Genomic DNA, 24985 nt, shown 5'->3' with positions numbered 1-24985 from the left:
TAAATTTGTAATTATCTCAAAAACAAAACAATAGAATATTATGAGACAAAAATTCCTATTACACGCCGCTTTGTCTTTATTCGTCATAACTGGTCTTTCTTCTTTTGAAAAGACGTTCGCCCAATCCGAAAAAGATGATCAGAAAAAAACTTCCATCCGTATTAAAGTAACGGAAGATAAGGACGGAAAATCAAGAACGATTGAAAAAAATTACGAGCTTCCGCAGATGCCGGGAGATGAAAGGGAAGATTTCGTTGACAAAGCCATTGATTCAATGAAGCTTGATCCTAATGGTAAAAAACAGGTTACCATAACTGTTGACGATGGCAGAGGAAATAAACTCGTTCAGCGTCGTGGGAAAATGCAGAAAAAGTCAGATGGTGACCATGAAGATTTCGCATTTAATTTCCGAAATGATGATTTCAAAGATTTCAACTACAATTTCGATGATCTGCGAAATCAGACGCGAAATCTTGAAAGACAAATCCGTCCGAAGGCAAAAATCATGATGCGCGACATGGAAGATTTCGGAAATCGCATTGGTGATCATGTGGGCAGTTTTTGGAATAATGAATCAGCAAAAGCATCGACTGTCCGTGAATTAAATGTTTACCCAAACAATCCTGATAATGGCGTGATGAATCTTCGTTTTTATGTTCCGCAAAAAGGCGATGTACTTGTAACAATCTCAGATACAAAGGGAAAAGAAGTTGGAAAGAAAGAAATTAAAGATTTCAGCGGCGAATTTGTTGGCCAGATAGATATTAAGAAAAACACAAAAGGAACACTTTTCGTGACCGTTACACAGAATGAAGACGGAGCCGTGAAGCGTGTGGTTCTTCCATGATTTTTTGAATAATTTTACCCCGGTCCTCTTGATTAGTAATAATTAAGAGGATTTTTTATTGGAAAAAAACGAGATAATTGAACTGACATGTATTAAGTAATTGTAAATTTGCACCCAAACCATCTTATTCTCCGAAATTTATTTCATTAAGCAATATGCTGAATCTTATACTATTTGGTCCTCCGGGTGCTGGAAAAGGCACTCAAAGTGAGAAAATTATAGCACAATACAAGCTCATACATCTATCTACCGGAGACTTGCTTCGTTCTGAAATTCAGGGCGGTACCGAACTAGGACTTCGTGCAAAAACCTTAATGGACCAGGGATTACTGGTTCCCGACGAAGTTGTGATCGGGATGATTGACAATAAATTGAAAGAGCACAAAGAGTGCCCAGGATTTATTTTTGACGGCTTTCCACGTACCGTAGCACAGGCAGAAGCGTTGGATGCTTTGCTTGAAAGTTATGGCGAAAGTATTTCTGTTATGGTTGCGCTTGTGGTTGATGACAATGAACTTCTTACACGTTTGCTAAACAGAGGAAAAACTTCCGGCCGTCCTGACGACCAGAACGAAGAGCTGATCAGCAAGCGGATTCACGAATATAACAGCAAGACAAAACCGGTGGCTGACTATTACCAGGCGCAGGGAAAATATATTGCCATTAACGGTATTGGAGAAATCGAAACGATTTTTGAAGGCATTACTGAAGCAATTGAACAGGCATAATAAAATTTAAAAAGGTGTAGACTGCCTAGGCTCAAACCCGGCTTCTGCACCTTTCTTCTGTAAATACATCAACGTAATTACACTTCTCACATAATTTAAGCAAAAAACGGCAGCAGGGTATGGCATCTTCAAACTTTATAGATTACGTAAAAATTAATGTTCGCTCGGGCGCAGGTGGTGCGGGAGCGCTGCATTTTCGTCGTGAAAAGCATGTCGAAAAGGGGGGGCCGGATGGTGGAGACGGAGGCCGCGGCGGACACGTTATTTTAAAAGGTACAACACAAGTCTGGACACTTTTACATTTAAAATATACAAAACACATCCGTGCATTTGACGGAAAAGGCGGTGAAGGCGGAAGAAGAAAAGGGGCTGACGGAAAAGACATTTACCTGGAAGTTCCGCTTGGAACCATCGCAAGGGACGTGGAAACGGGTGAGCAGCTTGTTGAAATTACCGAGGACGGACAGGAAGTTATTTTGATGAAAGGCGGCCGTGGCGGATTAGGAAATGATCATTTTAAATCAGCAACAAACCAGACACCACAACATGCTCAAACGGGAGATCCATCTGTTGAATCATGGATTATTCTTGAACTGAAAGTATTAGCGGATGTTGGCCTGGTTGGTTTTCCGAATGCCGGAAAATCTACATTGCTTTCTGTTGTATCTGCCGCACGCCCTGAAATTGCTGATTATCCGTTCACTACATTGGTTCCAAATTTAGGCGTGGTTGACTACCGCAATTACCGGTCGTTTGTAATGGCCGATATTCCGGGAATTATTGAAGGCGCCTCACAGGGAAAAGGACTTGGTTTACGTTTCCTTCGGCATATTGAAAGGAATTCAATCCTTCTTTTTATGGTCGCAGCCGATAGTGAAGATATTGAAGCAGAATACAATACATTGGTTAATGAACTTCAATTATACAATCCGTCTCTTCTGGATAAAGAACGTTTACTAGCCGTTTCAAAAGTTGATATGCTATTGGAAGAAGAGCGCGAAGCACTTGCTGCAAAATTGCCAAAAGGGATTTCAACTACTTTTATTTCTTCATTGACAGGAGAAGGGATTGATCAATTAAAAGATCAAATCTGGGGATTATTGAATGATTCTGCAGCCGTTAAATAAAATTCTGAATTATTTTATTTCTAGAGGCAACCATTTGTACCCATTTTTGTGTCCAATAGGTTAATTCCAATTGAATTCTTTTTTTTCATGAAACACTTTTTACAGTTTTTTTCTTGTCTGGGGATTATTGTTTGTTTAACTTCTTTCAAAGCAGAAGCACAAATCTCGATCGAGTATCCTTCTAGCAGGGCTATATTTCAACGTGACAAATTTAACTCTGCAACGATTTATATTGCAGGAAGTTATACACAAATTATCGACCGCGTTGAAGCCAGACTGGTTGCCATCAATGGTGGTTCTTCAACAAATTGGACACCGATACAATCGAACCTTCAGGGTGGGGTGTTTTCCGGAAGTATTAATGCAACGGGAGGCTGGTACCAGCTGGAAATCCGTGGTTGGAACGGGAATCAGGTTGTTACTGCTCCCCCACTTGACAGGGTTGGCGTGGGAGAGGTTTTTATGATTAGCGGTCAGTCAAATGCCGGACAGATAAATCCTGAAGATTCAAAAGGAGCAACAGGCTCCGGGGCCAGCGACGACCGGGTGAACTGTGTTAATTTAAATAATGCCAATAATCCAAATACGGATTTATCATATCCACAGTTTTCTCACTTAAACTCGGATACCTACATTGCCCCAAGAGGCAATTTTGCATGGTCATGGGGAAAACTGGGCGATTTGCTTGCAAGTCGTCTTGGCGTACCGATTTTGTTTTACAATAGTGCCTGGACCGGTTCTGCCGTGAAAAACTGGCGCGAAAGTATAAATGGTACTGCCTATAATATTTATAATGGTGCACCTTATCCAATTAGTGGAGTTCCTTATGGAAACCTTCGTTCTGTCATGCAGACTTATGTTCCGATTACGGGTATCCGTGCCATTTTATGGTTGCAGGGAGAAGCAGAAGCTTTTGCAGGTACATCCGCAAGTTCTTATGCAGCTGATTTGAAAACGGTAATCGAAACGAGCCGGAATGAATCAGGGAAAAACCTGGCATGGATGGTCAGCCAGACATCTTACAGTAATACAACCGGCGTTTATTCCAATGCTGTAAATGGTCAAAAACAAGTTATATCCACTGTCCCGAATGTTTTCCCGGGCCCAAATACAGATGTAATACAAATTCCAAGAGATGGAGGACCTGACGGAGTCCATTTTACAGGAAGCGGCCTCGATCAACTCGCAAATGCCTGGAATACCCAGCTTAATGATGCTTTTTTTGCAAGTTCAACGCCATTTACAGGCGTTAGCCCTTTAATGATTTCTGCATCCTGTGTTGGCAATGGCAATATGAATCTCGCTGTAAATACTAGTGGGTATTCGTCCCTTCGTTGGAGCAATGGACAGTCTGCCGGAAATATCCAGGTTGGAAACGGTACTTACAGAGCACAGGCGCGTGACGCAAACAGTAACATTATTTTTTCACCGGAAGTAAGACTTAACGGAACAATTCAACCTGCCCAGCCAATCGTTACATTGGAAGGAAGTAATCCTGTTTGTAAAGGAAATACGGCAGTGCTTATTGCCAATACTTCTTCCAATATTCAATGGAACACCGGACAAACCGCTGACCGGATCAATATTACAACAGCCGGTGAATATTCTGTTACAACAAGAAATGCCTATGGTTGCCAGGCCACTTCTGCGAAAGTAGCGGTTAACGTTTTAACTTCGCCTCTTCCCGACAAGCCAAGTATTTCCGCCTCCAGTGCACTTACGTTTTGTGACGGAGGTTCAGTCAATCTTAAATCAAGCTCTACGGTTAAAAGTATATGGTCAAATGGATCGAATGATGCAACGATTTCAGTAAGGTCTTCGGGAGAATACAGGGTAAAAGCTCAGGATAGTTTCGGCTGCATGTCGCCCGATTCTGATCCTGTTACGGTGAAAGTAAATGCTTTGCCAGCCAAGCCTGTTATTTCATTAAATCGGTCTCCGCTGCTTTGCGAAGGGGAAAATATAACGATGACATCCAGCTATGACAACGGAAATACCTGGAATACAAATTCGACATCAAAATCTATAACCGTCAACGTTTCCGGAACTTTCAGCCTGAAACAAAAGGATTCCAACGGTTGTGAATCTACTTCTGACGTTGTTACAACGAAAGTAAATCCACTGCCGGCAACTCCGACAATTGCTTCATTACGTCCCACAACTTTTTGTGACCGTGATTACACCACGCTTCGGGGCAGCGAATCTTTTGCATACCAGTGGAGCAACGGTGCAACAAACCGCGAGGTGGAAATTCGGAATTCAGGAAGTTATACGCTTTCTGCAAAGGATGACAACGGATGTTTGTCACCTCCAAGCCCTGCGATCAGAGTGGTTGTAAATCCACTTCCGCCAAAACCTGCTATTACAGCAAGCGGGCCAACAACATTCTGTGCAGATGCAAGTATAAGCCTTAGCGCCAATGACGCAGCAAAATATGTATGGAGTACAGGAGCGACTTCAAAGGTAATAACAACCAATACGTCCGGGGATTATTCTGTTAAAACGATTAATGAATTCAGTTGTTATTCTGATCCATCCGATGCTGTAAGAGTTCAGGTTTTGGCTTTACCGCCAGCTCCGTTGATTCAGGCATTGGGTCCGACTTCATTTTGTGACGGTGATGCGGTAACACTCAGAGCTTCAAACGGGACCTCGTTTTTCTGGAATAACGGAACGACAAACAGTTCTTTGACCGTTAGCAAATCCGGAAGTTATTCTGCCCGGGTAAAAGACAGCCAAGGCTGTTTTTCACCTTATTCTTCGTCCGTATTGGTGGATGTAAAACCTTTACCTTCCAAACCTGAAATCCGGCAAATTGGAACTTACACCTTGCTGGCAGAAAATAATATTAATGACGGAAATCACGTATGGCAGTTTAACGGCACCAATCTTCCGGAAAACGGCGCAACTTTGAAAGCTATTGAAACGGGACAGTATGTTGTAAATAACACCGTCATTTACAGTCCTGTATTGACATGTTTCTCTGCCTTTTCTGATCCTTTCCTGTTTACCATGGATCCTTCCGGAGAAGAAGTCAGTGTATATCCTAATCCAAGTGATAACGGATCATTTACGATTGAAACCATTGCCAATCTTAAAAATGCAACCGTTCAGATATATGATCTCAATGGCAGGCTTTTACGGACTTATCCGGCCCAAAACTTCGATGAGCGAAGATTTATAAATCTGTCACCGATGGCAAACGGGACTTATATATTGTCAATACAGTCGGATGACTATAAAAAAGCGAAAAAAATAATGATTAATCGGTAAGAACTGATCAGTTACAAAAGAGAACAGAAAGGCAGCTTTCTGTTCTCTTTTTTTATTTATTTTGATGTAATTTAGCGATCTGAAATACGTTTTTGATGGGATGTACCATTCGGTCCATACGTTTTTATGAGTGGAGAAATTTTGATATCTTGATAGTTAATATTCAAAATCCTTCGTTTTTTATTACAATATCGAATAAATGGCCCCGACGATAAAAGAAGTACTTCAAAACCCAAACTAATATTTTAAATTTGCCAGAATTTCAGCCTAAGGCTCACACTATTTACAAATTTGTACACAGGAATAATTCTTAAACATATACTAATGCTTGATAAATTTTTTACCTCTTATTTTCTTCGGGCCTGGCTGTTTCTTACTTTAATTCCGTTAGGGTTAAGTGCCCAAATTAAAATTACTTCACCAGTAGAAAGAGCCGTTTATCAGCGTGAAATAAACGGGCAGGCTACTGTTTCGGTAACAGGAAATTATACAGCTCCGGTTGATAAAATTGAAATACACGCTGTGCCTGTTTTGGCCGGACAAGGTGTTGAAACAGCCTGGGCAGTTTTACAGAATAATCCTACCGGAGGAGTTTTCAGTGGGATGATCCGCCTTTTGGGAGGATGGTACACGTTAGAAGTAAGAGGTTCTAAAGGCGGCAAACTGGTTGGCGTTTCATCCGTAGTTTCCCGAATGGGCGTTGGTGAAGTTTTTATTATTTCAGGCCAGTCAAATGCGCAGGGAATCGATTACACCAGTCCGCCTGCAACGGACGACAGGGTAAATTATATTGATCAGGACAACTCGGTAAATGCACTTACCAATCCACCTTATCCGATTTTCAAGAAAGTTGATTCCAATATCGTCACCATGGGTCCAAGAGGAAAAGGAGCCTGGTGCTGGGGTATTCTTGGTGATTTACTTACCAAAAAACTTAATGTTCCTGTTTTGTTTATCAACACGGCCTGGGAGGGAACAGCAATTAGAAACTGGCAGGAAAGCAGCCAGGGCTTGAAAACACAAAATTCTTTTGGGTTTATTTACCCTGAGCAAATGCCATACGGCAACCTCAGAATTTCCATGCAAAATTATGGTAAAGAATTTGGTGTACGTGCCATTCTATGGATGCAGGGAGAAACAGATACTTATCCGCTGGCAACAACCTACGATGATTACAGAACGCGTTTACAGGCATTAATAGACAAACTTGGTGCGGATATTGGCGGCAATATAACCTGGGTTATTGCACGTACTTCAAGAATATCAAATGATCAGGGAGCATCAATTACCAGTCCGGCGGTGATAGGTGCACAAAATGCTGTGATTAACCGTATTTTCAGCTCTGCATATCCTGGCCCGGAAACAGATCCATTATTTCCTCAAAGAGCTGATGGAACTCACTTTGCAGGAACCAACGGTGTTACAATTCTGGGAAATGCATGGAATGACGTACTTTCACTTAATTTCTTTGCTACTGTAAGTCCGCTTGCGCTTGCACCCGTTCCAGTTTTGACAAGCGCTTGTGCGCCAAATAACACTTCACTTATATTGAGTTTGCCGGAAGGGTATTCTTCTTATTCCTGGTTACCGGGAGGCTCGACCGGACGAACTTTGACAGTAACAAGTCCTGGGGAATACAGCGCGTTGGTTAAAGATGCGTCAGGAAATATAGTTCATAGCCAAAAACTGGTTATTGAATCATCCATTAAACCTATAACACCGACCATTGTACAATCGGGGTCGCAACAAGCTTGTGCGGATTCAGCATTTACTTTTTCAGTCAATGGAAATGATGCTTACAGCTGGTATAAGCAAGGAAATAGTACCGTACTTTCAACAGGTTCGACGTATGCGGTATCTGAGGCTGGAACTTTTATCGTGAATAGCCAAAACGTTTTTGGCTGTAAATCTGACAATTCAGCGGCGGCATCATTGATTATTCGCCCGGCAATTCCGAAGCCAACCATTACAAAATCAGGGCCTTTCACAATTATGGCTTCTGTTTCGCAAGCTGGCCTTAATGAGCAATATGATTGGAAAAGAGGTGAGAAAATTTTACTGAGCCATTCCAATATCATTAAAACTGATACCTCTGGTAAATATGCAGCACGGGCAAAAGTCACATACACATTGGGCAGTAATTCATTGACTTGCTACTCTGCATTTTCTGACTCTGAAGAAATTGTAACCAATGATAAAAATGATGTCGTTATTTTCCCGAATCCGGGATTGGTTGATGAACTTTATATTGAATCACGCGACAATATGAAAAATGCGGAAATCACTGTTTATGACATTTCAGGCAGGATTGTGATTTCGCAAAAACAGGATTTAACAAGCCGTGTAAGAATTCAGGTTAAAAATCTTTCCACCGGTAAATATGTCATTCGTGTAAAAAACGAAGATGTTGATCTGACTAAGCAAATTATGATTAAATAAATATTTTTTCTTAAATATTTACTAAATAAGCTCCGGGTGATCGGAGCTTATTTAGTATGATACTAATTTGGTAAAAGAAAAAGTAAAGAATTTGATTGATAAATTTGCAAAGGCTAATTTTGACAGTAATAAAGGTTTCCCAATTTGCAATCTTTCAGATTGCTGATAGCAGAACACAATTGAAATTAAAAATCAATGAATAATAACTATCTTCCTTCGGACTATTTACCCATTATTGTTCAGTTTCTTCTGGCAGCCGGTTTCATTGGCGGTACGATGATTGTGACACACTTAATTGGTCCAAGTCGTAAAAGCAAATTGAAAGATGATCCTTTCGAATGCGGAATTGAATCGGTTGGTGATGCACGGACTCCTATTTCGGTAAAGTACTTTTTAGTGGCTATTCTTTTTGTGCTTTTTGACGTGGAAGTAATTTTTATGTATCCTTGGGCTGTCAATTTTAAACAATTGGGAATGTTTGGGTTCGTAGAAATGTTGTTATTCATGGTATTACTTCTTTCCGGATTTTATTACATTATCCGTAAAGGTGTTTTGAATTGGGAAGATTAGATTATAAATTATTGTAATCAGAAGGTTATGAAAGAAGTAACAATAGCGGAAGCACCGCAAGGACATAGCGGATCAGGATTTTTTGCAACTTCATTTGATGAAGCCATTGGTCTTGCCCGGAGTTATTCATTATGGCCATTACCATTTGCAACATCTTGCTGTGGTATTGAATTCATGGCTACCATGGGTGCTCATTACGATATATCACGTTTCGGATCGGAACGTCCAAGTTTTTCTCCACGCCAGGCCGATTTGCTTATGGTAATGGGAACCATTGCTAAAAAAATGGCTCCTGTTGTTAAGCAGGTTTATCTTCAGATGGCAGAACCACGTTGGGTTTTAGCCGTGGGCGCCTGTGCATCCAGCGGTGGAATTTTTGATACCTACAGCGTTTTGCAGGGAATTGACCGTATTATTCCGGTTGATATCTATGTTCCTGGCTGCCCTCCACGTCCTGAACAAATCATTGACGGATTGATGGGCATTCAGAAACTGGCCCAAAACGAAAAACTTCGTCGCAGAAATACCGACGAATACCAGGAATTATTAGCATCCTATAATATTCAATAATTACCTATGCTAAGCAATCAGGAAGTAGCCGAAGAGCTATTGGGGAAATTTGGTGATCAGGTTTTTGACTTTGAAGAGCCTTATGGACTACTGACGCTCTCTACAACCCGGGAAGAAATTATCCCTGTTCTTGAATTTTTGAATAAGCATAAAAACTTTCAGATTAACTTTCTTACAGATATTACAGGTGTTCACTATCCTGACAATACTGACCGTGAGTTTGCTGTGGTTTATCACGCGCATAGCTTTATTCATAATTTCAGAATCCGTATCAAAGTATTTATCGCAGAAGCTGATATTCATATTCCAACCGCGACGGTTCTTTATGCCAGCGCAAACTGGATGGAGCGTGAAACGTATGACTTCTTCGGAATTCTTTTTGACGGACATCCAAATCTGGTACGTATTCTGAACATTGAGGAAATGGATTATTTCCCGATGCGTAAACAATACGCGCTTGAAGATGCTACACGTGAAGATAAAATTGATGCGCTTTTTGGTCGATGACCCTATCAGGAAAAGAGTAAGCTATGGCAGATATCGAATTATTACCGCATAATGTTCCTTCTCAATCAGAATTGCCTGAATTGATCGAGGAACTTACAACCCTAAACCTTGGTCCTACCCACCCGGCAACCCACGGAATTTTTCAGAATATCCTGCAAATGGATGGTGAAAAGATCGTTTCCGGAGAGCAGACCATTGGTTATATTCACAGAGCTTTCGAAAAAATTGCTGAAAGACGCCCGTACTATCAGCTGACAACACTTACTGACCGCATGAATTATTGCTCGTCGCCAATCAATAATTTTGGATGGCATATGACGATGGAAAAATTTCTGCAAATCCAGGTTCCAAAACGTGCGCAATACATTCGCGTGATCATGATGGAACTTGCCCGTATTTCGGACCATTTGATCTGTAACAGTATCCTGGGTGTGGATTCGGGTGCTTTCTCCGGATTCCTTTACGTAATGCAAAAACGTGAGGATATTTACGAAATCTACGAAGAAGTTTGTGGGGCACGTTTAACAACAAACATGGGACGTATCGGTGGTATGGAGCGTGATTTGTCAAGCACAGCCATTCGTAAAATCCGTGAATTTATTAAAAGCTTTCCTCCTGTTTTGAGCGAGTTTGACAAATTGATGAGCCGTAACCGTATTTTTATGGACCGGGTTATTAATGTTGGACCAATCTCTCTGGAACGCGCACTATCCTATGGCTTTACCGGGCCAAACTTACGTGCAGCCGGTTTGGACTACGATGTTCGTGTAATGGAGCCATATTCCTCTTACGAAGATTTCGATTTCAGCATTCCGGTAGGACAAAGCGGCGATACTTTTGATCGCTACAATGTACGGATGGAAGAAATGTGGCAGAGTCTGAAAATTATTGAACAGGCTTTGGAAAACCTTCCGGAAGGACCTTATTTCGCTGATACCCCTGAGTATTATTTACCCCCTAAAAAGGAAGTTTACAGCAATATGGAGGCACTTATTTACCATTTCAAAATTGTAATGGGAGAAATAGATGCGCCAATCGGAGAAGTTTATCACGCTGTGGAAGGCGGAAACGGAGAACTTGGATTTTATCTGATCAGCGATGGAGGCAGAGCCCCGTATCGTCTGCATTTCCGTCGCCCGAGTTTTATATATTATCAGGCCTATCCTGAAATGTGCAAAGGAAGCACGCTTTCAGATGCTATTCTAACCATGAGTAGCCTGAATGTTATTGCAGGAGAGTTGGACGCATAAAATCAGATTGATTATTTGATTTTCAAAAGATCGCATTAGAAATGACTGAAACACCAAATCCCGTTGCGTTTACCCCGGAACGACTTGCGAAAGTAAAAGAAGTTATTGCACGTTATCCTGAAGGCCGCCAAAAATCGGCCTTGCTTCCTGTTTTACATATTGCCCAGGAACAATGGGGATGGGTAAGCAGTGAGGTAATGGATCATGTGGCCGAAATATTGAGTATCGAGCCGGTTGAAGTTTATGAGGTAGCTACATTTTATACAATGTATCACCTTGATCCGGTTGGAAAACATGTGATTGAATATTGCCGTACAGGCCCTTGCTGCCTGATGGGTGGGGAAGAAATATATGATTATCTAAAACAAAAACTGGGCATTCAGGCTGGCCAGACTACTGCTGATGGTCTTTTCACAATCAAAGAAGTAGAATGTCTTGCAGCTTGCGGCTGGGGACCGGTTTTCCAGATTCGTGAGAAATTCTACATGAACCTGACCCGCGAACGTGTTGACGAGATCATTGAAGAATTGAGTAAATAAGCCTTTTTATAAGCTGAAAATATTACCCTGAAAATGGCTAGAAAAATATTGACAGAGCATATCAATGTTCCAGGTATTGAAACCTTTGAGGTATATCGCAAACAAGGCGGTTATGCTGCTGTTGAAAAAGCGATAAAAACCATGTCCTCGGAAGAGGTTGTGGAAGAAGCGAAGAAATCCGGGATACGTGGACGTGGTGGTGCTGGATTTCCAATGGGAATGAAATGGGGCTTTTTGGCAAAACCGGAAGGTATTCCCCGTTATTTAGTTTGTAATGCAGATGAATCAGAGCCTGGTACTTTTAAAGATCACCACCTGATGAAATCAATTCCTCACTTACTTATTGAAGGAATGATCGTTTCCAGCTACGCTTTGGGAGCGAACAAGTCTTTTATATACGTACGTGGTGAACTTATGTATGTAATCAGAATCCTTGAAAAAGCTATTGAAGAAGCGAAAGCAAATGGTTTTTTGGGTAAAAATATATTAGGAAGCGGTTATGATCTTGAACTTGTAGTACAGCCAGGTGGCGGTGCTTACATTTGTGGTGAAGAAACTGCTCTGCTTGAATCTTTGGAAGGTAAAAGAGGAAACCCTCGTAATAAGCCACCATTTCCTGCGGTGAAAGGGTTATACCAAAGCCCAACCGTAGTTAATAATGTTGAATCCATTGCCAATATGCCTTGGGTTATTAACAATGGTGGTGATGCTTATGCGGCAATCGGAATTGGAAGAAGTACAGGAACGAAACTTATTTCAGCTTCCGGACATATTCAGAAACCAGGCGTTTATGAAATTGAGTTAGGTCTTAGCGTTGACGAATTCCTTAACTCAGATGAATATTGTGGTGGTATCCGTAAAGGACATTACCTGAAAGCATTGGTTGCGGGAGGTTCTTCAGTACCTATTTTACCTGCACATTTGATTACAAAAACAGCAGCTGGTGAAGATCGCTTGATGAGTTATGAATCTTTATCGGATGGTGGTTTTGCAACCGGAACAATGTTAGGATCAGGCGGTTTTATTGTTTTTGATGAAACAGCTTGTATTGTTCGTAATACCTGGAACTTCTCTCGTTTTTATCACCACGAATCATGCGGACAGTGCAGTCCTTGTCGTGAAGGTACTGGCTGGATGGAGAAAGTTCTTCACCGTATTGAACATGGTCACGGAAGCATGCATGATATAGATCTGCTTGTTGATGTTGCCAAAAAAATTGAAGGAAATACAATTTGTCCGTTAGGTGATGCAGCTGCCTGGCCAATTGCCAGCGCAATCCGTCATTTCCGTGAGGAATTTGAATGGCATATTAACAGCCCGAAAGAAGCGACCCAACCAGGCGCTGTATTTATGGGTGCTGTATTAGCCTGATTTCAAGAGGTTAAATACCAAATATCCTGTTTTATTATTCTTTAAAACGGGATTGGATATATAGATTTAAGTAACTAAGACGATTATTGAAGTCTTGATATGGAAGAAGTAAAACCTCAGTTAATAAAAATAACTTTCGACGGCATTGAAGTCGAAGTGGAACCGGGAACTACCATCATGCAGGCGGCACGTAAAATTGCCGAAGCAGATGAGAGCCAGGGACATTTGGTACCACCTGCCATGTGTTATTACAAACCACTTCCTACATCGGGAGGTAAATGCCGTGCTTGTTTAGTTCGTGTTGCAGCTGGTTCTGCAAAAGATCCGCGTCCGATGCCTAAGCTTGTTCCGTCATGTATTACACAGGTTCAGGAAGGTATGATCGTTGAAAATACAACGAATCCGGCTGTTCTTGATACACGTAAAAGCATTGTTGAATTCCTTTTGATTAACCATCCGCTTGACTGTCCGGTTTGTGACCAGGCTGGCGAATGTCATCTTCAGGATTTCTCTTTTGAGCATGGATCTGTAAAAACACGCTACGAAGAAGACCGCAGAACTTTTGACAAAATAGATATTGGTCCTTTTGTGCAGCTTCACATGACGCGTTGCATTTTGTGCTATCGTTGTGTTTACACCGCTGATCAGATTACCAACAAACGTGTTCACGGGGTTATGAATCGTGGGGATGCTTCGGAAATCAGTACTTATATTGAAAAAGCAATTGATAATGATTTCTCCGGAAATGTTATCGATGTTTGCCCGGTAGGTGCTTTGACTGATAAAACGTACCGTTTCAAAAGTCGTGTTTGGTTCTCAAAACCGGAAGATGCACATTGCGATTGCGACAAATGCAGTGGAAAAGTTACACTTTGGTACCGTGGTGACGAAGTGATCCGCGTGACAGCCCGCAAAAATATGTGGGGTGAAGTTAACGAGTTCATTTGCAACAAATGCCGTTTTGAACGTAAGAAAACCAGCGACTGGGTTATTGAAGGACCAACGAAAGTGAAACGCAGTTCTGTTATTTCTGCTAATAAGTATCGTAAAGATCTTATCGCAAAACCTGATTTCTCTCTTAAACTTGCTGCAACGCAGTTTAAACCAATTGACGACGAACGCGAATACACCACAGATATCGAAACTGTTCGCCATCAAAGCATAGAGAATAACGATAAGGCAAATCATCGTTCGCTATTAACAGGTAACAGAAATTAATTTCTGACATTACTATTTAACTGTAAAGTAAAAAAATGGAATTAACTGAGTTTATTATCAAGACTTTAACAATCCTGGTTGTTTTTGTTTTAACACTACTTATCGCTATGTACTCGACCTGGGGAGAGCGTAAAGTGGCTGGTTTTATCCAGGACCGGATGGGACCAAACAGAGCGGGGCCGGGTGGATTATTACAACCTTTGGCTGATGCCGGAAAAATGTTCTTCAAAGAAGATTTTATTCCTGCACTTGCTAACAAATGGTTATTTATTTCCGGACCAAGTTTAGCGATGTTAACCGCTTTACTTGCCAGTGCGGTAATCCCTTTTGGCAGTACTTTCCGTTACGGCGGCGTTGAAGTTGTTCTTCAGGGTGTTGAATCGAACATTGGTATTCTTTACGTTTTTGGCGTTGTCGCCTTGGGCGTTTATGGAATTATGATTGGTGGCTGGGCATCAAACAACAAGTTTTCACTACTTGGTGCAATTCGTGCAGCTTCTCAAAATATTAGTTATGAGGTAGCAATGGGGCTTTCCCTGATCGCTATTTTGATGATGAGCAGTTCTTTATCTCTTGGTGATATTGTTGCTCAGCAACATGGTGGAAACTGGAATATTTTTTACCAGCCGTTGGGTTTCATCATTTTCTTAACCTGTTCTTTCGCTGAATGTAACCGCGTTCCTTTCGATTTGCCAGAATGCGAAACGGAGCTTGTAGGTGGATACCATACGGAATATGGAAGTATGAAACTTGGATTTTACCTGTTCGCAGAGTATATCAACATGTTCGTATCTTCGGCTATTATTTCTGTACTTTATTTTGGCGGATACAATTATCCTGGAATGGATTGGGTATACAACCAATTGACAGCAGCATTAGGTACAACAACAGGCCACAATATTGCTACCTTGATCGGTACAGGCGTATTCTTTGGAAAAGCTTTATTCTTTATCTTTTTCTACATGTGGGTTAGATGGACACTTCCACGTTTCCGTTATGACCAATTGATGAACTTAGGTTGGAAAAAACTGATTCCATTGGCTATCTTTAACATTATTATCACCGGAGCAAGTGTGCTTTTCTTGAAGCCATACATTACTGCTCTGTTGAACTAAGTAACAAAAATCCCTATTGCCATGCAATTGACAAATCGCTCTAAGCAAGTAAGCAATAAAGAAATGACGCTGATGGAACGCGCCTACCTACCCGCTATTGCGACTGGTCTTGCGATTACCTTAAAGCACTTTTTCGCTAAGAAAGTAACGATTCAATATCCTGAGGTAAAACGGTATTTAGGACCTGTTTTCCGTGGAAGACATATACTTAAAAGAGACGAAGACGGACGTGAACGTTGTACTGCCTGCGGATTATGCGCAGTTGCATGTCCGGCAGAAGCAATTTCCATGGTCGCGGCTGAACGTGAAAAAGGCGAAGAAACACTTTACAGAGAAGAAAAATACGCTGCGGTTTATGAAGTAAATATGCTGCGTTGTATTTTCTGCGGTCTGTGTGAAGAAGCTTGTCCGAAACAAGCGGTATATTTGCGTCATGATGAGTTTATTCCTGTTTTTAATGATCGTAATCAGGTGATCTGGGGAAAAGATTTATTGGTAGAAGATATGAACAATCGTTATACCCGTGAAGCTTGGACAAAAGAAGAAGCTCATATTCTGGACAGAAAAAGAGCAAATGGTGAAGTTACCAACGTTGTTCCAAGAGCTATTCCCTGATTTTCGAAAATACTGAATCAGCAATTCAAAAATATTATGAATCCGACGCTATCATTTTTTTATTTTTTGTCTTTTTTAACTGTGCTTAGTGCTTTGATGGTCATCCTGTCAAAAAACCCTATCCACAGTGTGCTTTATCTTATCCTGACTTTTTTTACGCTTTCAGGACATTATATTTTATTGAATGCCCAATTCCTTGCCGCAGTAAATATTATCGTTTATGCGGGAGCAATCATGGTATTGTTCCTTTTTGTGATCATGTTCCTTAACGTTAAGGATATTCACGAGGAAGCAAAAAACAGTCTGACAAAAATTGCAGCAGCGATTGTTGGAGGAACCGTTTTCGTAATTCTTTTCGGCGCTTATCGTAAAACAATCATCGCCCCGGCAGATCCAAATACATTCGATTCTCAGGTTGGTATGATTGAAAGTCTTGGAAAGCTTCTTTTCCGCGAATATTTACTTCCTTTTGAATTAGCTTCTATCTTGCTTTTAGTGGCAATGGTTGGTGCAGTGATGTTGGGTAAGAGAGAAATTGGAGAAAGACACTTCTAGTTGATTTCAAGATATATTCATTATTTTATAGAAAGCGAATCGTTACTGATTCGCTTTTTTTTGTTTTAGGGGTTTATATTATTGGATAAAATTAATTATAAACCAGAACCGCTCGTTAGAGCATCCTGTTTATAGAAGAAAGTTTTCAATGTCTGGGTTTGAACTCTGTAAGAGTTTCCTATTTTATAGTTTGAACGAGGAGGCTCCTATGGAGCCAAGAACGAGCATCTAAATGATTTGATATAAACAGGATGCTCCAAAGGAGCAAAACAACAAAAGGAGCAATCTCTTTCGAAATCGCTCCTTTTATAAATTATATTAACTGGTGCTATCTCCTACTCCACCTCAGCATAAGCCTCAACCGGAATACAAGAACAAATCAGATTTCTATCTCCAAAAGCGCTGTCTACACGACTAACACTTGGCCAAAATTTATTGAAACGTAAATGAGGCAATGGGAAAGCAGCTTTCTCGCGACCGTAAGCATGTTCCCAAACATCTGCAAGTACAACGCGTGATGTGTGCGGCGCATTTTTAAGAACGTTATCTGTTTTATCCGCAATACCTTCTTCCACTTCACGCACTTCATTTCTGATCGCAATCATTGTATCACAAAAACGATCCAATTCCGCTTTCGATTCAGATTCCGTTGGCTCAATCATTAAAGTACCAGCAACCGGGAAAGATAATGTCGGTGCATGGAAACCGTAATCCATTAAGCGTTTTGCCAAATCCTCCGCCTCAACACCGGCCGCTTTAAACGGACGACAATCCAGGATCATCTCATGTGCACAACGTCCGTTTGTTCCTGTATAAAGAACTTCGTAATGTCCTGCAAGACGTTCCTTGATATAATTAGCGTTCAAAATCGCGTACTTGGTAGCATTTGTAAGTCCTTCTCCACCCATCATTGCGATATATGCATATGAAATAGTAAGAATACTTGCACTACCATAAGGTGCAGCAGAAACTGCTCCTGCCTGTCCAGCTGTTAAATGCTCAGATTGTTTACCCAAATTCACGTGACCTGGAAGGAATGGAATAAGATGCTCTCCAACGCCGATCGGTCCAACACCTGGTCCACCACCTCCGTGAGGAATACAGAATGTTTTATGCAGGTTCAAGTGGCAAACGTCAGCTCCAATTGAAGCGGGACTTGTCAAACCAACTTGTGCATTCATATTTGCACCATCCATATAAACCTGTCCGCCAAATGAATGGATCATTGAACAGATTTCAATAATACTTTCTTCGTAAACACCGTGTGTTGAAGGATATGTTACCAACAGACAAGACAACTCGTCCTTATATTGTTCAGCTCTCGCTTTCAAATCAGCAACATCAATATTTCCGCGTTCGTCACATTTTGTAACAACCACTTTCATACCCGCCATTACAGCCGATGCAGGGTTTGTTCCATGTGCAGAAGAAGGAATCAAGGCAACATTACGGTGATGATCGCCTCTGCTTTCATGGTAACCACGAATAGCCATTAATCCGGCATATTCACCCTGTGCTCCCGAATTTGGCTGCATGGACATTGCAGCGAAACCAGTGATTTCGCATAGCCAAGCGCTTAATTCCGCTACTAATTGGCCATAACCCAAAGCCTGATTAGCAGGAACAAATGGATGCAAAGAACCAAATTCCGGCCAGGTCAATGGAATCATTTCAGCCGTTGCATTTAATTTCATGGTACAGCTTCCCAAAGAAATCATTGAATGAACTAAAGAAAGATCTTTGTTTTCAAGTGATTTCAAATAACGAAGCATTTCATGTTCTGTATGATAAGAACTGAAAACCGGATGTGTCAGGTAAGAAGTAGTACGAACAAGATTTTCAGGAATATTGAAATCCGTTTCTTCATCAATTACCATTTCTCCCTGGAATCCAGAAACTTCTGCAAACAGGTTTAAAAGCGCTATAACATCATCAAAAGTTTTGGCCTCATCAAAGGAAACACTAACACTTTCATCTTTATTATAACGCAAGTTAATTCCCCATTTCAAAGCGTTTTCTCTTAGCTTGCTTGAAAGTGGTGTTTTAATCGTAACAGTATCAAAATAATTTGTTGTTGCTACGTCGTAATGGAATTTCTTGATTGTATCAACAAACAATCTTGTCAGCCCATGAACTCTGGAAGCAATATTTTTAATTCCTTCCGGACCGTGATAAACGCTATATGCTCCCGCAATTACTGCCAACAAAACCTGTGCAGTACAAATATTAGAAGTAGCTTTTTCACGACGGATATGCTGTTCACGCGTTTGAAGTGCCATTCTCAAAGCACGATTTCCTTCTGCATCAACAGATACACCAATGATACGACCCGGAATCTGACGTTTGAAAGCATCTTTTGTAGCAAAAAATGCCGCGTGAGGACCACCATAACCCATTGGAACACCAAAACGCTGCGAAGAACCAACAACAACGTCAGCACCCATTTCACCTGGCGATTTCAATAATGTCAGTGCTAACAAATCAGCTGCAACGGCAACGGTTATGTTAACATCATGCGCAGCCGCTATAAAATCAGTATAGTCAATAACTTCTCCATTGGTAGCAGGATATTGTACCAAAACACCATATAGATTTTCATCTGTCAAATCTACGGTTGCGTGGTTTCCAACAACAACTTTAATTCCAATCGGATTAGCTCTTGTGTAAATTAAATCAATCGTTTGTGGGTGGCAAAGTTCAGAAACGAAGAAGGTATCTGCTTTTTTCTTTGCGCCAGGACGTAAGCTGTGAAGCATTGTCATTGCTTCTGCCGCTGCTGTTGCTTCATCCAGAAGAGAAGCATTTGCAATTTCCATCCCCGTGAGATCAGTAATTACCGTCTGGAAATTCAGAAGCATTTCCAATCTTCCCTGAGCAATTTCCGCTTGGTAAGGCGTATAAGCTGTATACCAGGCCGGGTTTTCAAGAATATTTCTTAAAATAACATTTGGCGTGATCGTATCGTAATATCCTGTTCCGATATAGGTTTTCAGGATCGCATTTTTACGAGCCAGTTTCTTGATTCCGTCCAAAAAATCTTTTTCAGATTTTGGATTCGGCAAATTCAAAGGCTTTTGCAGACGAATCGCTGCCGGAAGCGTTTGTGCTATCAATTCATCCAGAGAAGATGCTCCAACCGTGCGCAACATTTCCTGTAATTCCTGCTCATTCTTACCGTGATGACGGTTTTCGAATTTATCCTGGCTTCGAAGATTGATTTTCATTATTTGGGCTAACGAGACCGTTATATAGTTGGTTATAAAATACAAAAGTAAGCAAATCCGTGCAAATCTCAGAGAGATTGTCGGGAATGCTTACTCTTGAATATGTTCAATAATCAATAAATTTTTCTTTTCAGTGTTTTGGACAACCGCAGTCTGTTTTGCGCTTGAATATTCCCAGGATTTTTTTGGATTTCGGCTTTTGATATCCTCTGTTTTTCTTCCTGTTGTTAGAAAACATTTCTGATTTAACATGCTTGGGAGCAGCGTTCACTTCCTGAACACCAGAAAAGCCTAAAAGAAATCCCGACAGAAGAAATAATGCAACAAATTTTTTCATAACTCTATAAATTTAACCCCGTACCTGAATATTCAACGACTTTATATGTCTTGTAAGTATGTTAATCTGCACTTTAAAATACTGATTAACAAAGATCTTAATTCCTTAGCCTCTTACCAACTCAATGGTCGTAATTTCGGGCAAAATACCAACACGTCCCGGATACCCCAGGTAGCCAAATCCACGGTTAACATATAAATGCTGATTATTTTCGGTATACAAACCTGCCCACTCCTTGTAACGATATTGAACAGGACTCCATTTAATTCCTGCCACTTCAACACCAAACTGCATACCATGTGTGTGACCAGCAAATGCTAAATCGATATCGTTATATTTTGGAAGTACCTGTGCACGCCAATGACTTGGATCATGGGAAAGTAATATTTTTACCGGATAATCTTCTGCTCCCTGATAAGCTTTTTCAAGATTACCATATTTGGCAAAATTTCCGGCACCCCAGTTCTGGATTCCAATTAATCCGATTTCTTCATTATCCACACGAATCGCCCGGTTTTCATCAAGCATCAGATTCCAGCCCAACAATTCATGCGCCTTTTTAAGATTTGCAAGATTCTGATTTTTTTCCTGCTGAGATCCCCATTGATAGTAATCGCCATAGTCATGATTACCTAACGTTGAGTGCACACCAAGTGGAGCTTTTACTTTTTCAAAAATGTTGATGTAATCTTTTACTTCAACGGCGCGGTCATTGACTAAATCGCCTGTAAAAAATGCAATGTCCGGCTTTTCTCTCAACAACATCTCCACACCACCTTTTACTGCGGTTTTATTGAAAAAACTACCTGAGTGAATGTCAGAAAGCTGCGCAATTTTCATTCCGTGAAATGCTTTTGGAAGATTTTTCAGCACCACTTTTACCCGGCGAATCCGGTAATCATGCGCCCCTGATAAAATCCCGAATACAAAAGTGCCCATTAAGGCAGTTCCTGCAACCAAAGCAGTAGTTTCCAAAAATTGTGAACGCGGAATACCTCGCTCAACAGAATTTGCCGGATTTACGGGAGCAACTGGCGCAACCGATGGAATAAAATAACTGACAATCCATTGAAGCAAGCGGCGGACATCATCTATCAACAAAAAGAAAACAACCAGTAATTTGGAAAGATAAGGAATCGCGATTCCTGCGATGATAAAAGTTCTGGTAATTCGGTTGAAAAAATCAGCAGGAAGAAACTGCATGACCACATATGCAAATAAAGTTAAAGACGTAAATCCCCAGTAAGCGAGAGTAATCCATCTTTGTGTCGGCTGGGAAAGATTCCGGATTACAAAACGTAAAGCCTGCCAGACATACCAGTCCATACCAAATAGTACGACTGTAAATAATATAAAAAAAAGAGTACGGTTCATCCAGTCAAAAGAGTATATATGTGACAATTAACACCCGTTATCTTTTTCTCGTTCAGCAACAGAAAACTTTCTTCAAAGAAAAAGTTTCTAAGGAAAAATTCAGTGCTAAACGGCAGGCATGTTCATCTCAAAGGTGAAATTTTGTAATTTTGGACCTTAACAAAAATTTCTATTATGCCTGATTTCGATTTCAAACGTTTCCACATCCGTTCTATGAACGCTGCATCCGGAGAAGAACGCGCCGCTATTAATCAGGAATTGAAAGATCTTTATGCGTCACTTTCGGAGGAAGATAAAACTGTTTTTAACGAGCAGCTTCAAAAATTTCTCATTAGTGAAACGGCTCGCGTGAAGTCCGATTATGAATCTATTCATGGATTGAATAGTCCTAATTAATTATCTTGCCATGGGCCATTAGCGTTTAGGGTTGATGAACACAAGATGATTGCACATTGTAAATCAAAAAATATAAACTAATCTTTTGCTTAGCTTATTAATTTAGATTAGGGTCAATGGGATAATGTGCAATCGAACGGTATTCTCCGCCCATATTTTTGAGAATTTCACGCCAGAAATTTGCCGGAGGCGTCGTAAACAGAAAATCAGAAGTCGTTTGGGTGATAATCCAGGAATTCTGAGAAAGCTCGTCTTCAATTTGTCCCCCACTCCATCCTGAATAACCGATAAAAAACCGGACATCATCCGCCTTCAAAGAATTAATATTTAACAGCGTTTTCACCTGATCGAAATCGCCGCCCCAAAAAACATTGGGCATAATTTCGGCTCCTCCGGAAATTAAATCCGGTTTGCGGTGGATAAAATGAAGCGTATTCTTTTCAACCGGCCCGCCTAAATGCAAAGGAATATCCTGATAAATAGTATCATCCAGCACATCTCCCAAGTACAAGTCTGTCACCTGGTTAAGTACAAAACCAAAACTTCCTTGTCCGTTGTATTCACATAACAGAATAACGCCACGCTCAAAATTTGGATCTCCCAAATAGGGCTTGGCAATCAATAGGGAACCTTTAGATAGATTTTCTGTCATGGCCATATTCTGTTAATTTAATTAATTAAAAAACGAAATATATTTATTTTTAAGTAACATTACCCAAGTTTTATATTCTCGTTGATTAACGAAAAAAGGGAATTTTAATTAGAAAAACGAATATATAATCATTTAAATATGGCACTGATCAGATCGGTTCGCGGAAATCATCCTGAGTTTGGAGAAAATTGCTGGCTGGCAGAAAATGCCTCCGTCGTTGGAGATGTTGTGATGGGCGAACACTGTACCATTTGGTTTAATGCGGTGGTGCGTGGTGATGTTAACAGCATCCGGATTGGCAAGTATTCCAATGTTCAGGATGGGGCGGTCATTCATTGTACCTATCAAAAAAATGGTACCTATATCGGGGATTATGTTTCTATCGCGCACAATGCAATTGTACATGGCTGCATCATTGAGGATCATGTCTTAATTGGAATGGGATCGATAGTGATGGATGGCGCAGTGATTGGAACAGGTTCCATTATTGCTGCCGGAGCTATTGTTACACAAAATACAAAAGTGCCGCCGGGAACAATTTATGCTGGAAATCCAGCAAAATATTTGAAAGATGTTTCTCCTGATTTGGGAGCAATTATCGACAGAACGGCGAATAATTATATTACTTATTCGGGTTGGTTTAAGGAGGAAGAGTAAATAAACTTAATCTTCTTTTCCGATAAGGAGGTCAGGATTACTGTCTGTTTTTTTAAAAGATATTGTTCCCGTTAAGGCGGTCAGAAAAAACGCTTGAACAAGAGTTGCCCAAAACCAATAAGTGTTTGGATTGAAACTTTCCCGGCCGTGAATTGCCATTAAGCCTAATGTCAGTATAACAGATAAACCAATGTTGAAATTGCGCTGTTTCTTGTTATAATAAATTTTCATAGTGTGTCTTTTTTAATACTCAATTAAAAAAGTTCTACTCCTCAACCATTCCCTTTCTCGCATTAAAATATCCTTTGATTACGGTGAAAGTCGTAATTGCTAAAAAGAACAAAATGATATAGTGAACGTAGTCAACAATCCACGGAAAACGCTCACCAAATAAAAATCCGCCACCGGTAAGCGCACCAATCCAGACTGCTCCACCGATTACATTATTCAACAGAAAAGCAGGAAATGACATTTTCGCAACGCCGGCCAGAATCGGTGCAAAAGTCCTGACTATTGGTAAAAACCGGCTTACAATTAACGTCCGGCTGCCATATTTATCAAAATATTTCCGGGTAGTTTCCAAGTGTTTTTTCTTGAAGAAGAAAGAATCTGGTCTGTTTTCAAACATATCACCAAAATATTTCCCGAAGATATATCCTGTAAATGAACCCAGAACAGCCGCAGCAAACATACACAACAATAAAATTCCTATTGGTACCTGCAAAATACCTGTTCCGCAAAAAACGCCTGCCAGAAATACCAGATAATCTCCCGGAAGAAAAAACGCAAAGAAAAGTCCGTTTTCTGCAAAGACAATAAAAGTAATAACAAGCAAGCCGCCGGTCCGGATTAACTCTTCCGAATTGAGCAGGTACTGGAAAAATTCTACAATTGAATTCATAGGGTTTTACTCTAAGTATCCATTATTTTTAAGATAATGGATAACTGTATTAACGAAATGGCGGGCTTTATTTAATGTTTCCAAGGCTTCTTCATTATTAATTTCAGAATCGATATCATAATCACCCATTTGACGCTGATTAAATGTTGCTACCAAAATTGTATTCATTTCTTTTGTAAACTCCCTAGTAAAAATGAATAATTCATTAAACTTTATATGCGCTCCTTTGTGTGATTTTGAAGACACATTTTTAGTTTCTAAAAGAGCTATCAAGCAATACTAGAGCACATAGTAATAACGTTGACAGTCGCAGAATAAAGGCCCCCTTCCAGATTATTAACCGCATTATCAATATTATTCTCAGCTTTTGGTATGATTGAATTAATATCACTCATATTTCAATTCCCTCTGAACGAATATTTCGAAAAAGTGGCATCGTGCTATCTTCAAATTTTCTCCTACTTGTTGGAACAACACTAAATACCTTATGGTAATGGCTTAAAAATTCCCCCAATACAGGGGAAATTTTTGATATTTCAGTTAAGGGACGAACTTCATCCTTATTTAAAACAACCAGGAAATCAACATCAGAATCATCACGAAAGTCATTTCTGGCAAATGAACCGAACAAAATCACTTTGTACAGCAAGTCACCATACAAAGTTTTCATCTCATCTTTAAATTCTTTTGAAACCGTTTTGATATTCATGACAATCGCTG

25 protein-coding genes are annotated in these 24985 nt (G+C 40.4%); 17 read left to right on the top strand and 8 right to left on the bottom strand.

Annotated features, from left to right (window positions below):
- The first annotated feature begins 40 nt into the window (after positions 1–40).
- The 15 genes from IEE83_RS30250 to IEE83_RS30180 all read left to right on the top strand — a co-directional run bounded on the left by IEE83_RS30250 (position 41) and on the right by IEE83_RS30180 (position 16724).
- Entirely contained in the window at positions 41–847 is an 807-nt protein-coding gene (locus IEE83_RS30250) for a T9SS type A sorting domain-containing protein (RefSeq protein WP_194124446.1), read from the top strand.
- 155 nt (positions 848–1002) lie between these two features.
- Positions 1003–1575: an adenylate kinase gene (locus tag IEE83_RS30245; RefSeq protein ID WP_194124445.1), complete on the top strand. Its 573-nt coding sequence runs from the start codon at positions 1003–1005 to the stop codon at positions 1573–1575.
- A 119-nt stretch (positions 1576–1694) separates the two neighbouring features.
- Positions 1695–2702 carry a GTPase ObgE gene (obgE, locus tag IEE83_RS30240; protein WP_194124444.1) on the top strand — a complete coding sequence of 336 codons (1008 nt, stop codon included), beginning with the start codon at positions 1695–1697 and terminating at the stop codon, positions 2700–2702.
- Between the two features lie 87 nt (positions 2703–2789).
- Complete coding sequence (locus tag IEE83_RS30235) at positions 2790–5975, top strand: T9SS type A sorting domain-containing protein (RefSeq protein WP_194124443.1); 3186 nt, start codon at positions 2790–2792, stop codon at positions 5973–5975.
- Between the two features lie 324 nt (positions 5976–6299).
- Positions 6300–8414 carry a sialate O-acetylesterase gene (locus IEE83_RS30230; protein ID WP_194124442.1) on the top strand — a complete coding sequence of 705 codons (2115 nt, stop codon included), beginning with the start codon at positions 6300–6302 and terminating at the stop codon, positions 8412–8414.
- A gap of 195 nt (positions 8415–8609) precedes the next feature.
- Positions 8610–8984, top strand: coding sequence for an NADH-quinone oxidoreductase subunit A (locus IEE83_RS30225; RefSeq protein ID WP_194124441.1), 375 nt, complete (start codon positions 8610–8612; stop codon positions 8982–8984).
- 27 nt (positions 8985–9011) lie between these two features.
- The gene (locus IEE83_RS30220) at positions 9012–9554 is read left to right on the top strand and encodes an NADH-quinone oxidoreductase subunit B (protein ID WP_137338216.1); all 543 of its coding nucleotides are present in this window, start codon (positions 9012–9014) and stop codon (positions 9552–9554) included.
- Between the two features lie 6 nt (positions 9555–9560).
- The gene (locus IEE83_RS30215; RefSeq protein WP_194124440.1) at positions 9561–10061 is read left to right on the top strand and encodes an NADH-quinone oxidoreductase subunit C; all 501 of its coding nucleotides are present in this window, start codon (positions 9561–9563) and stop codon (positions 10059–10061) included.
- 23 nt (positions 10062–10084) lie between these two features.
- Complete coding sequence (gene nuoD, locus IEE83_RS30210; RefSeq protein ID WP_194124439.1) at positions 10085–11311, top strand: NADH dehydrogenase (quinone) subunit D; 1227 nt, start codon at positions 10085–10087, stop codon at positions 11309–11311.
- 41 nt (positions 11312–11352) lie between these two features.
- Positions 11353–11850 carry an NADH-quinone oxidoreductase subunit NuoE gene (gene nuoE, locus IEE83_RS30205; protein WP_194124438.1) on the top strand — a complete coding sequence of 166 codons (498 nt, stop codon included), beginning with the start codon at positions 11353–11355 and terminating at the stop codon, positions 11848–11850.
- Between the two features lie 33 nt (positions 11851–11883).
- A complete protein-coding gene (gene nuoF, locus IEE83_RS30200; RefSeq protein WP_194124437.1) occupies positions 11884–13221 on the top strand; it encodes an NADH-quinone oxidoreductase subunit NuoF in 1338 nt (445 codons plus the stop codon).
- Between the two features lie 99 nt (positions 13222–13320).
- Positions 13321–14439 (top strand): NADH-quinone oxidoreductase subunit G, encoded by a 1119-nt coding sequence (locus IEE83_RS30195; RefSeq protein ID WP_194124436.1) that lies wholly within the window; start codon positions 13321–13323, stop codon positions 14437–14439.
- A 35-nt stretch (positions 14440–14474) separates the two neighbouring features.
- Entirely contained in the window at positions 14475–15554 is a 1080-nt protein-coding gene (gene nuoH, locus IEE83_RS30190; RefSeq protein WP_194124435.1) for an NADH-quinone oxidoreductase subunit NuoH, read from the top strand.
- 21 nt (positions 15555–15575) lie between these two features.
- On the top strand, positions 15576–16169 hold the full coding sequence (locus IEE83_RS30185) for a NuoI/complex I 23 kDa subunit family protein (RefSeq protein ID WP_194124434.1): 594 nt from the start codon (positions 15576–15578) through the stop codon (positions 16167–16169).
- 36 nt (positions 16170–16205) lie between these two features.
- Complete coding sequence (locus tag IEE83_RS30180; protein ID WP_194124433.1) at positions 16206–16724, top strand: NADH-quinone oxidoreductase subunit J family protein; 519 nt, start codon at positions 16206–16208, stop codon at positions 16722–16724.
- A 335-nt stretch (positions 16725–17059) separates the two neighbouring features.
- Here IEE83_RS30180 and gcvP read toward each other — a convergent pair whose 3' ends face one another.
- The 3 genes from gcvP to IEE83_RS30165 all read right to left on the bottom strand — a co-directional run bounded on the left by gcvP (position 17060) and on the right by IEE83_RS30165 (position 21659).
- Entirely contained in the window at positions 17060–19948 is a 2889-nt protein-coding gene (gene gcvP / locus IEE83_RS30175; RefSeq protein WP_194124432.1) for an aminomethyl-transferring glycine dehydrogenase, read from the bottom strand.
- 130 nt (positions 19949–20078) lie between these two features.
- Positions 20079–20285, bottom strand: coding sequence for a hypothetical protein (locus tag IEE83_RS30170; RefSeq protein ID WP_194124431.1), 207 nt, complete (start codon positions 20283–20285; stop codon positions 20079–20081).
- Between the two features lie 105 nt (positions 20286–20390).
- Entirely contained in the window at positions 20391–21659 is a 1269-nt protein-coding gene (locus tag IEE83_RS30165; protein WP_194124430.1) for a metallophosphoesterase, read from the bottom strand.
- Positions 21660–21833: 174 nt separating this feature from the next.
- Here IEE83_RS30165 and IEE83_RS30160 point away from each other — a divergent pair, with 174 nt between their 5' ends.
- Positions 21834–22055 carry a hypothetical protein gene (locus IEE83_RS30160; RefSeq protein ID WP_194124429.1) on the top strand — a complete coding sequence of 74 codons (222 nt, stop codon included), beginning with the start codon at positions 21834–21836 and terminating at the stop codon, positions 22053–22055.
- A 97-nt stretch (positions 22056–22152) separates the two neighbouring features.
- Here IEE83_RS30160 and IEE83_RS30155 read toward each other — a convergent pair whose 3' ends face one another.
- Entirely contained in the window at positions 22153–22713 is a 561-nt protein-coding gene (locus IEE83_RS30155; RefSeq protein ID WP_194124428.1) for a YqgE/AlgH family protein, read from the bottom strand.
- 132 nt (positions 22714–22845) lie between these two features.
- On the opposite strand from IEE83_RS30155, the gene IEE83_RS30150 reads away from it, so the two are divergent.
- On the top strand, positions 22846–23364 hold the full coding sequence (locus tag IEE83_RS30150) for a gamma carbonic anhydrase family protein (protein ID WP_194124427.1): 519 nt from the start codon (positions 22846–22848) through the stop codon (positions 23362–23364).
- Between the two features lie 6 nt (positions 23365–23370).
- Here the strand turns inward: IEE83_RS30150 and IEE83_RS30145 are convergent, their stop codons facing one another.
- The 4 genes from IEE83_RS30145 to IEE83_RS30130 all read right to left on the bottom strand — a co-directional run bounded on the left by IEE83_RS30145 (position 23371) and on the right by IEE83_RS30130 (position 24974).
- Positions 23371–23595 (bottom strand): hypothetical protein, encoded by a 225-nt coding sequence (locus IEE83_RS30145; RefSeq protein WP_194124426.1) that lies wholly within the window; start codon positions 23593–23595, stop codon positions 23371–23373.
- 34 nt (positions 23596–23629) lie between these two features.
- The gene (locus tag IEE83_RS30140) at positions 23630–24265 is read right to left on the bottom strand and encodes a DedA family protein (protein ID WP_194124425.1); all 636 of its coding nucleotides are present in this window, start codon (positions 24263–24265) and stop codon (positions 23630–23632) included.
- A gap of 6 nt (positions 24266–24271) precedes the next feature.
- Positions 24272–24511 carry a hypothetical protein gene (locus IEE83_RS30135; RefSeq protein WP_194124424.1) on the bottom strand — a complete coding sequence of 80 codons (240 nt, stop codon included), beginning with the start codon at positions 24509–24511 and terminating at the stop codon, positions 24272–24274.
- Between the two features lie 145 nt (positions 24512–24656).
- Positions 24657–24974 carry a nucleotidyltransferase domain-containing protein gene (locus tag IEE83_RS30130; RefSeq protein WP_194124423.1) on the bottom strand — a complete coding sequence of 106 codons (318 nt, stop codon included), beginning with the start codon at positions 24972–24974 and terminating at the stop codon, positions 24657–24659.
- Positions 24975–24985 lie beyond the last annotated feature (11 nt).

The organism is Dyadobacter subterraneus, from assembly GCF_015221875.1.
GTDB lineage: Bacteria > Bacteroidota > Bacteroidia > Cytophagales > Spirosomataceae > Dyadobacter > Dyadobacter subterraneus.
Note: the sequence above shows the minus strand (reverse complement) of the source record. Positions and strands in the feature narration are given on the sequence as shown.

Bases quoted from the DNA above. Each gene is read 5' to 3' on its own strand.
- gcvP (WP_194124432.1), bottom strand. From the start codon at position 19,948: ATGAAAATCAATCTTCGAAGCCAGGATAAATTCGAAAACCGTCATCAC.
- IEE83_RS30130 (WP_194124423.1), bottom strand. From the start codon at position 24,974: ATGAATATCAAAACGGTTTCAAAAGAATTTAAAGATGAGATGAAAACT.
- IEE83_RS30235 (WP_194124443.1), top strand. From the start codon at position 2,790: ATGAAACACTTTTTACAGTTTTTTTCTTGTCTGGGGATTATTGTTTGT.
- IEE83_RS30145 (WP_194124426.1), bottom strand. From the start codon at position 23,595: ATGAAAATTTATTATAACAAGAAACAGCGCAATTTCAACATTGGTTTA.
- IEE83_RS30225 (WP_194124441.1), top strand. From the start codon at position 8,610: ATGAATAATAACTATCTTCCTTCGGACTATTTACCCATTATTGTTCAG.
- IEE83_RS30150 (WP_194124427.1), top strand. From the start codon at position 22,846: ATGGCACTGATCAGATCGGTTCGCGGAAATCATCCTGAGTTTGGAGAA.
- IEE83_RS30180 (WP_194124433.1), top strand. From the start codon at position 16,206: ATGAATCCGACGCTATCATTTTTTTATTTTTTGTCTTTTTTAACTGTG.
- obgE (WP_194124444.1), top strand. From the start codon at position 1,695: ATGGCATCTTCAAACTTTATAGATTACGTAAAAATTAATGTTCGCTCG.
- IEE83_RS30170 (WP_194124431.1), bottom strand. From the start codon at position 20,285: ATGAAAAAATTTGTTGCATTATTTCTTCTGTCGGGATTTCTTTTAGGC.
- IEE83_RS30165 (WP_194124430.1), bottom strand. From the start codon at position 21,659: ATGAACCGTACTCTTTTTTTTATATTATTTACAGTCGTACTATTTGGT.
- nuoF (WP_194124437.1), top strand. From the start codon at position 11,884: ATGGCTAGAAAAATATTGACAGAGCATATCAATGTTCCAGGTATTGAA.
- nuoE (WP_194124438.1), top strand. From the start codon at position 11,353: ATGACTGAAACACCAAATCCCGTTGCGTTTACCCCGGAACGACTTGCG.
- IEE83_RS30185 (WP_194124434.1), top strand. From the start codon at position 15,576: ATGCAATTGACAAATCGCTCTAAGCAAGTAAGCAATAAAGAAATGACG.
- IEE83_RS30195 (WP_194124436.1), top strand. From the start codon at position 13,321: ATGGAAGAAGTAAAACCTCAGTTAATAAAAATAACTTTCGACGGCATT.
- IEE83_RS30250 (WP_194124446.1), top strand. From the start codon at position 41: ATGAGACAAAAATTCCTATTACACGCCGCTTTGTCTTTATTCGTCATA.
- nuoH (WP_194124435.1), top strand. From the start codon at position 14,475: ATGGAATTAACTGAGTTTATTATCAAGACTTTAACAATCCTGGTTGTT.
- IEE83_RS30230 (WP_194124442.1), top strand. From the start codon at position 6,300: ATGCTTGATAAATTTTTTACCTCTTATTTTCTTCGGGCCTGGCTGTTT.
- IEE83_RS30160 (WP_194124429.1), top strand. From the start codon at position 21,834: ATGCCTGATTTCGATTTCAAACGTTTCCACATCCGTTCTATGAACGCT.
- IEE83_RS30215 (WP_194124440.1), top strand. From the start codon at position 9,561: ATGCTAAGCAATCAGGAAGTAGCCGAAGAGCTATTGGGGAAATTTGGT.
- IEE83_RS30220 (WP_137338216.1), top strand. From the start codon at position 9,012: ATGAAAGAAGTAACAATAGCGGAAGCACCGCAAGGACATAGCGGATCA.
- IEE83_RS30140 (WP_194124425.1), bottom strand. From the start codon at position 24,265: ATGAATTCAATTGTAGAATTTTTCCAGTACCTGCTCAATTCGGAAGAG.
- IEE83_RS30155 (WP_194124428.1), bottom strand. From the start codon at position 22,713: ATGGCCATGACAGAAAATCTATCTAAAGGTTCCCTATTGATTGCCAAG.
- IEE83_RS30245 (WP_194124445.1), top strand. From the start codon at position 1,003: ATGCTGAATCTTATACTATTTGGTCCTCCGGGTGCTGGAAAAGGCACT.
- nuoD (WP_194124439.1), top strand. From the start codon at position 10,085: ATGGCAGATATCGAATTATTACCGCATAATGTTCCTTCTCAATCAGAA.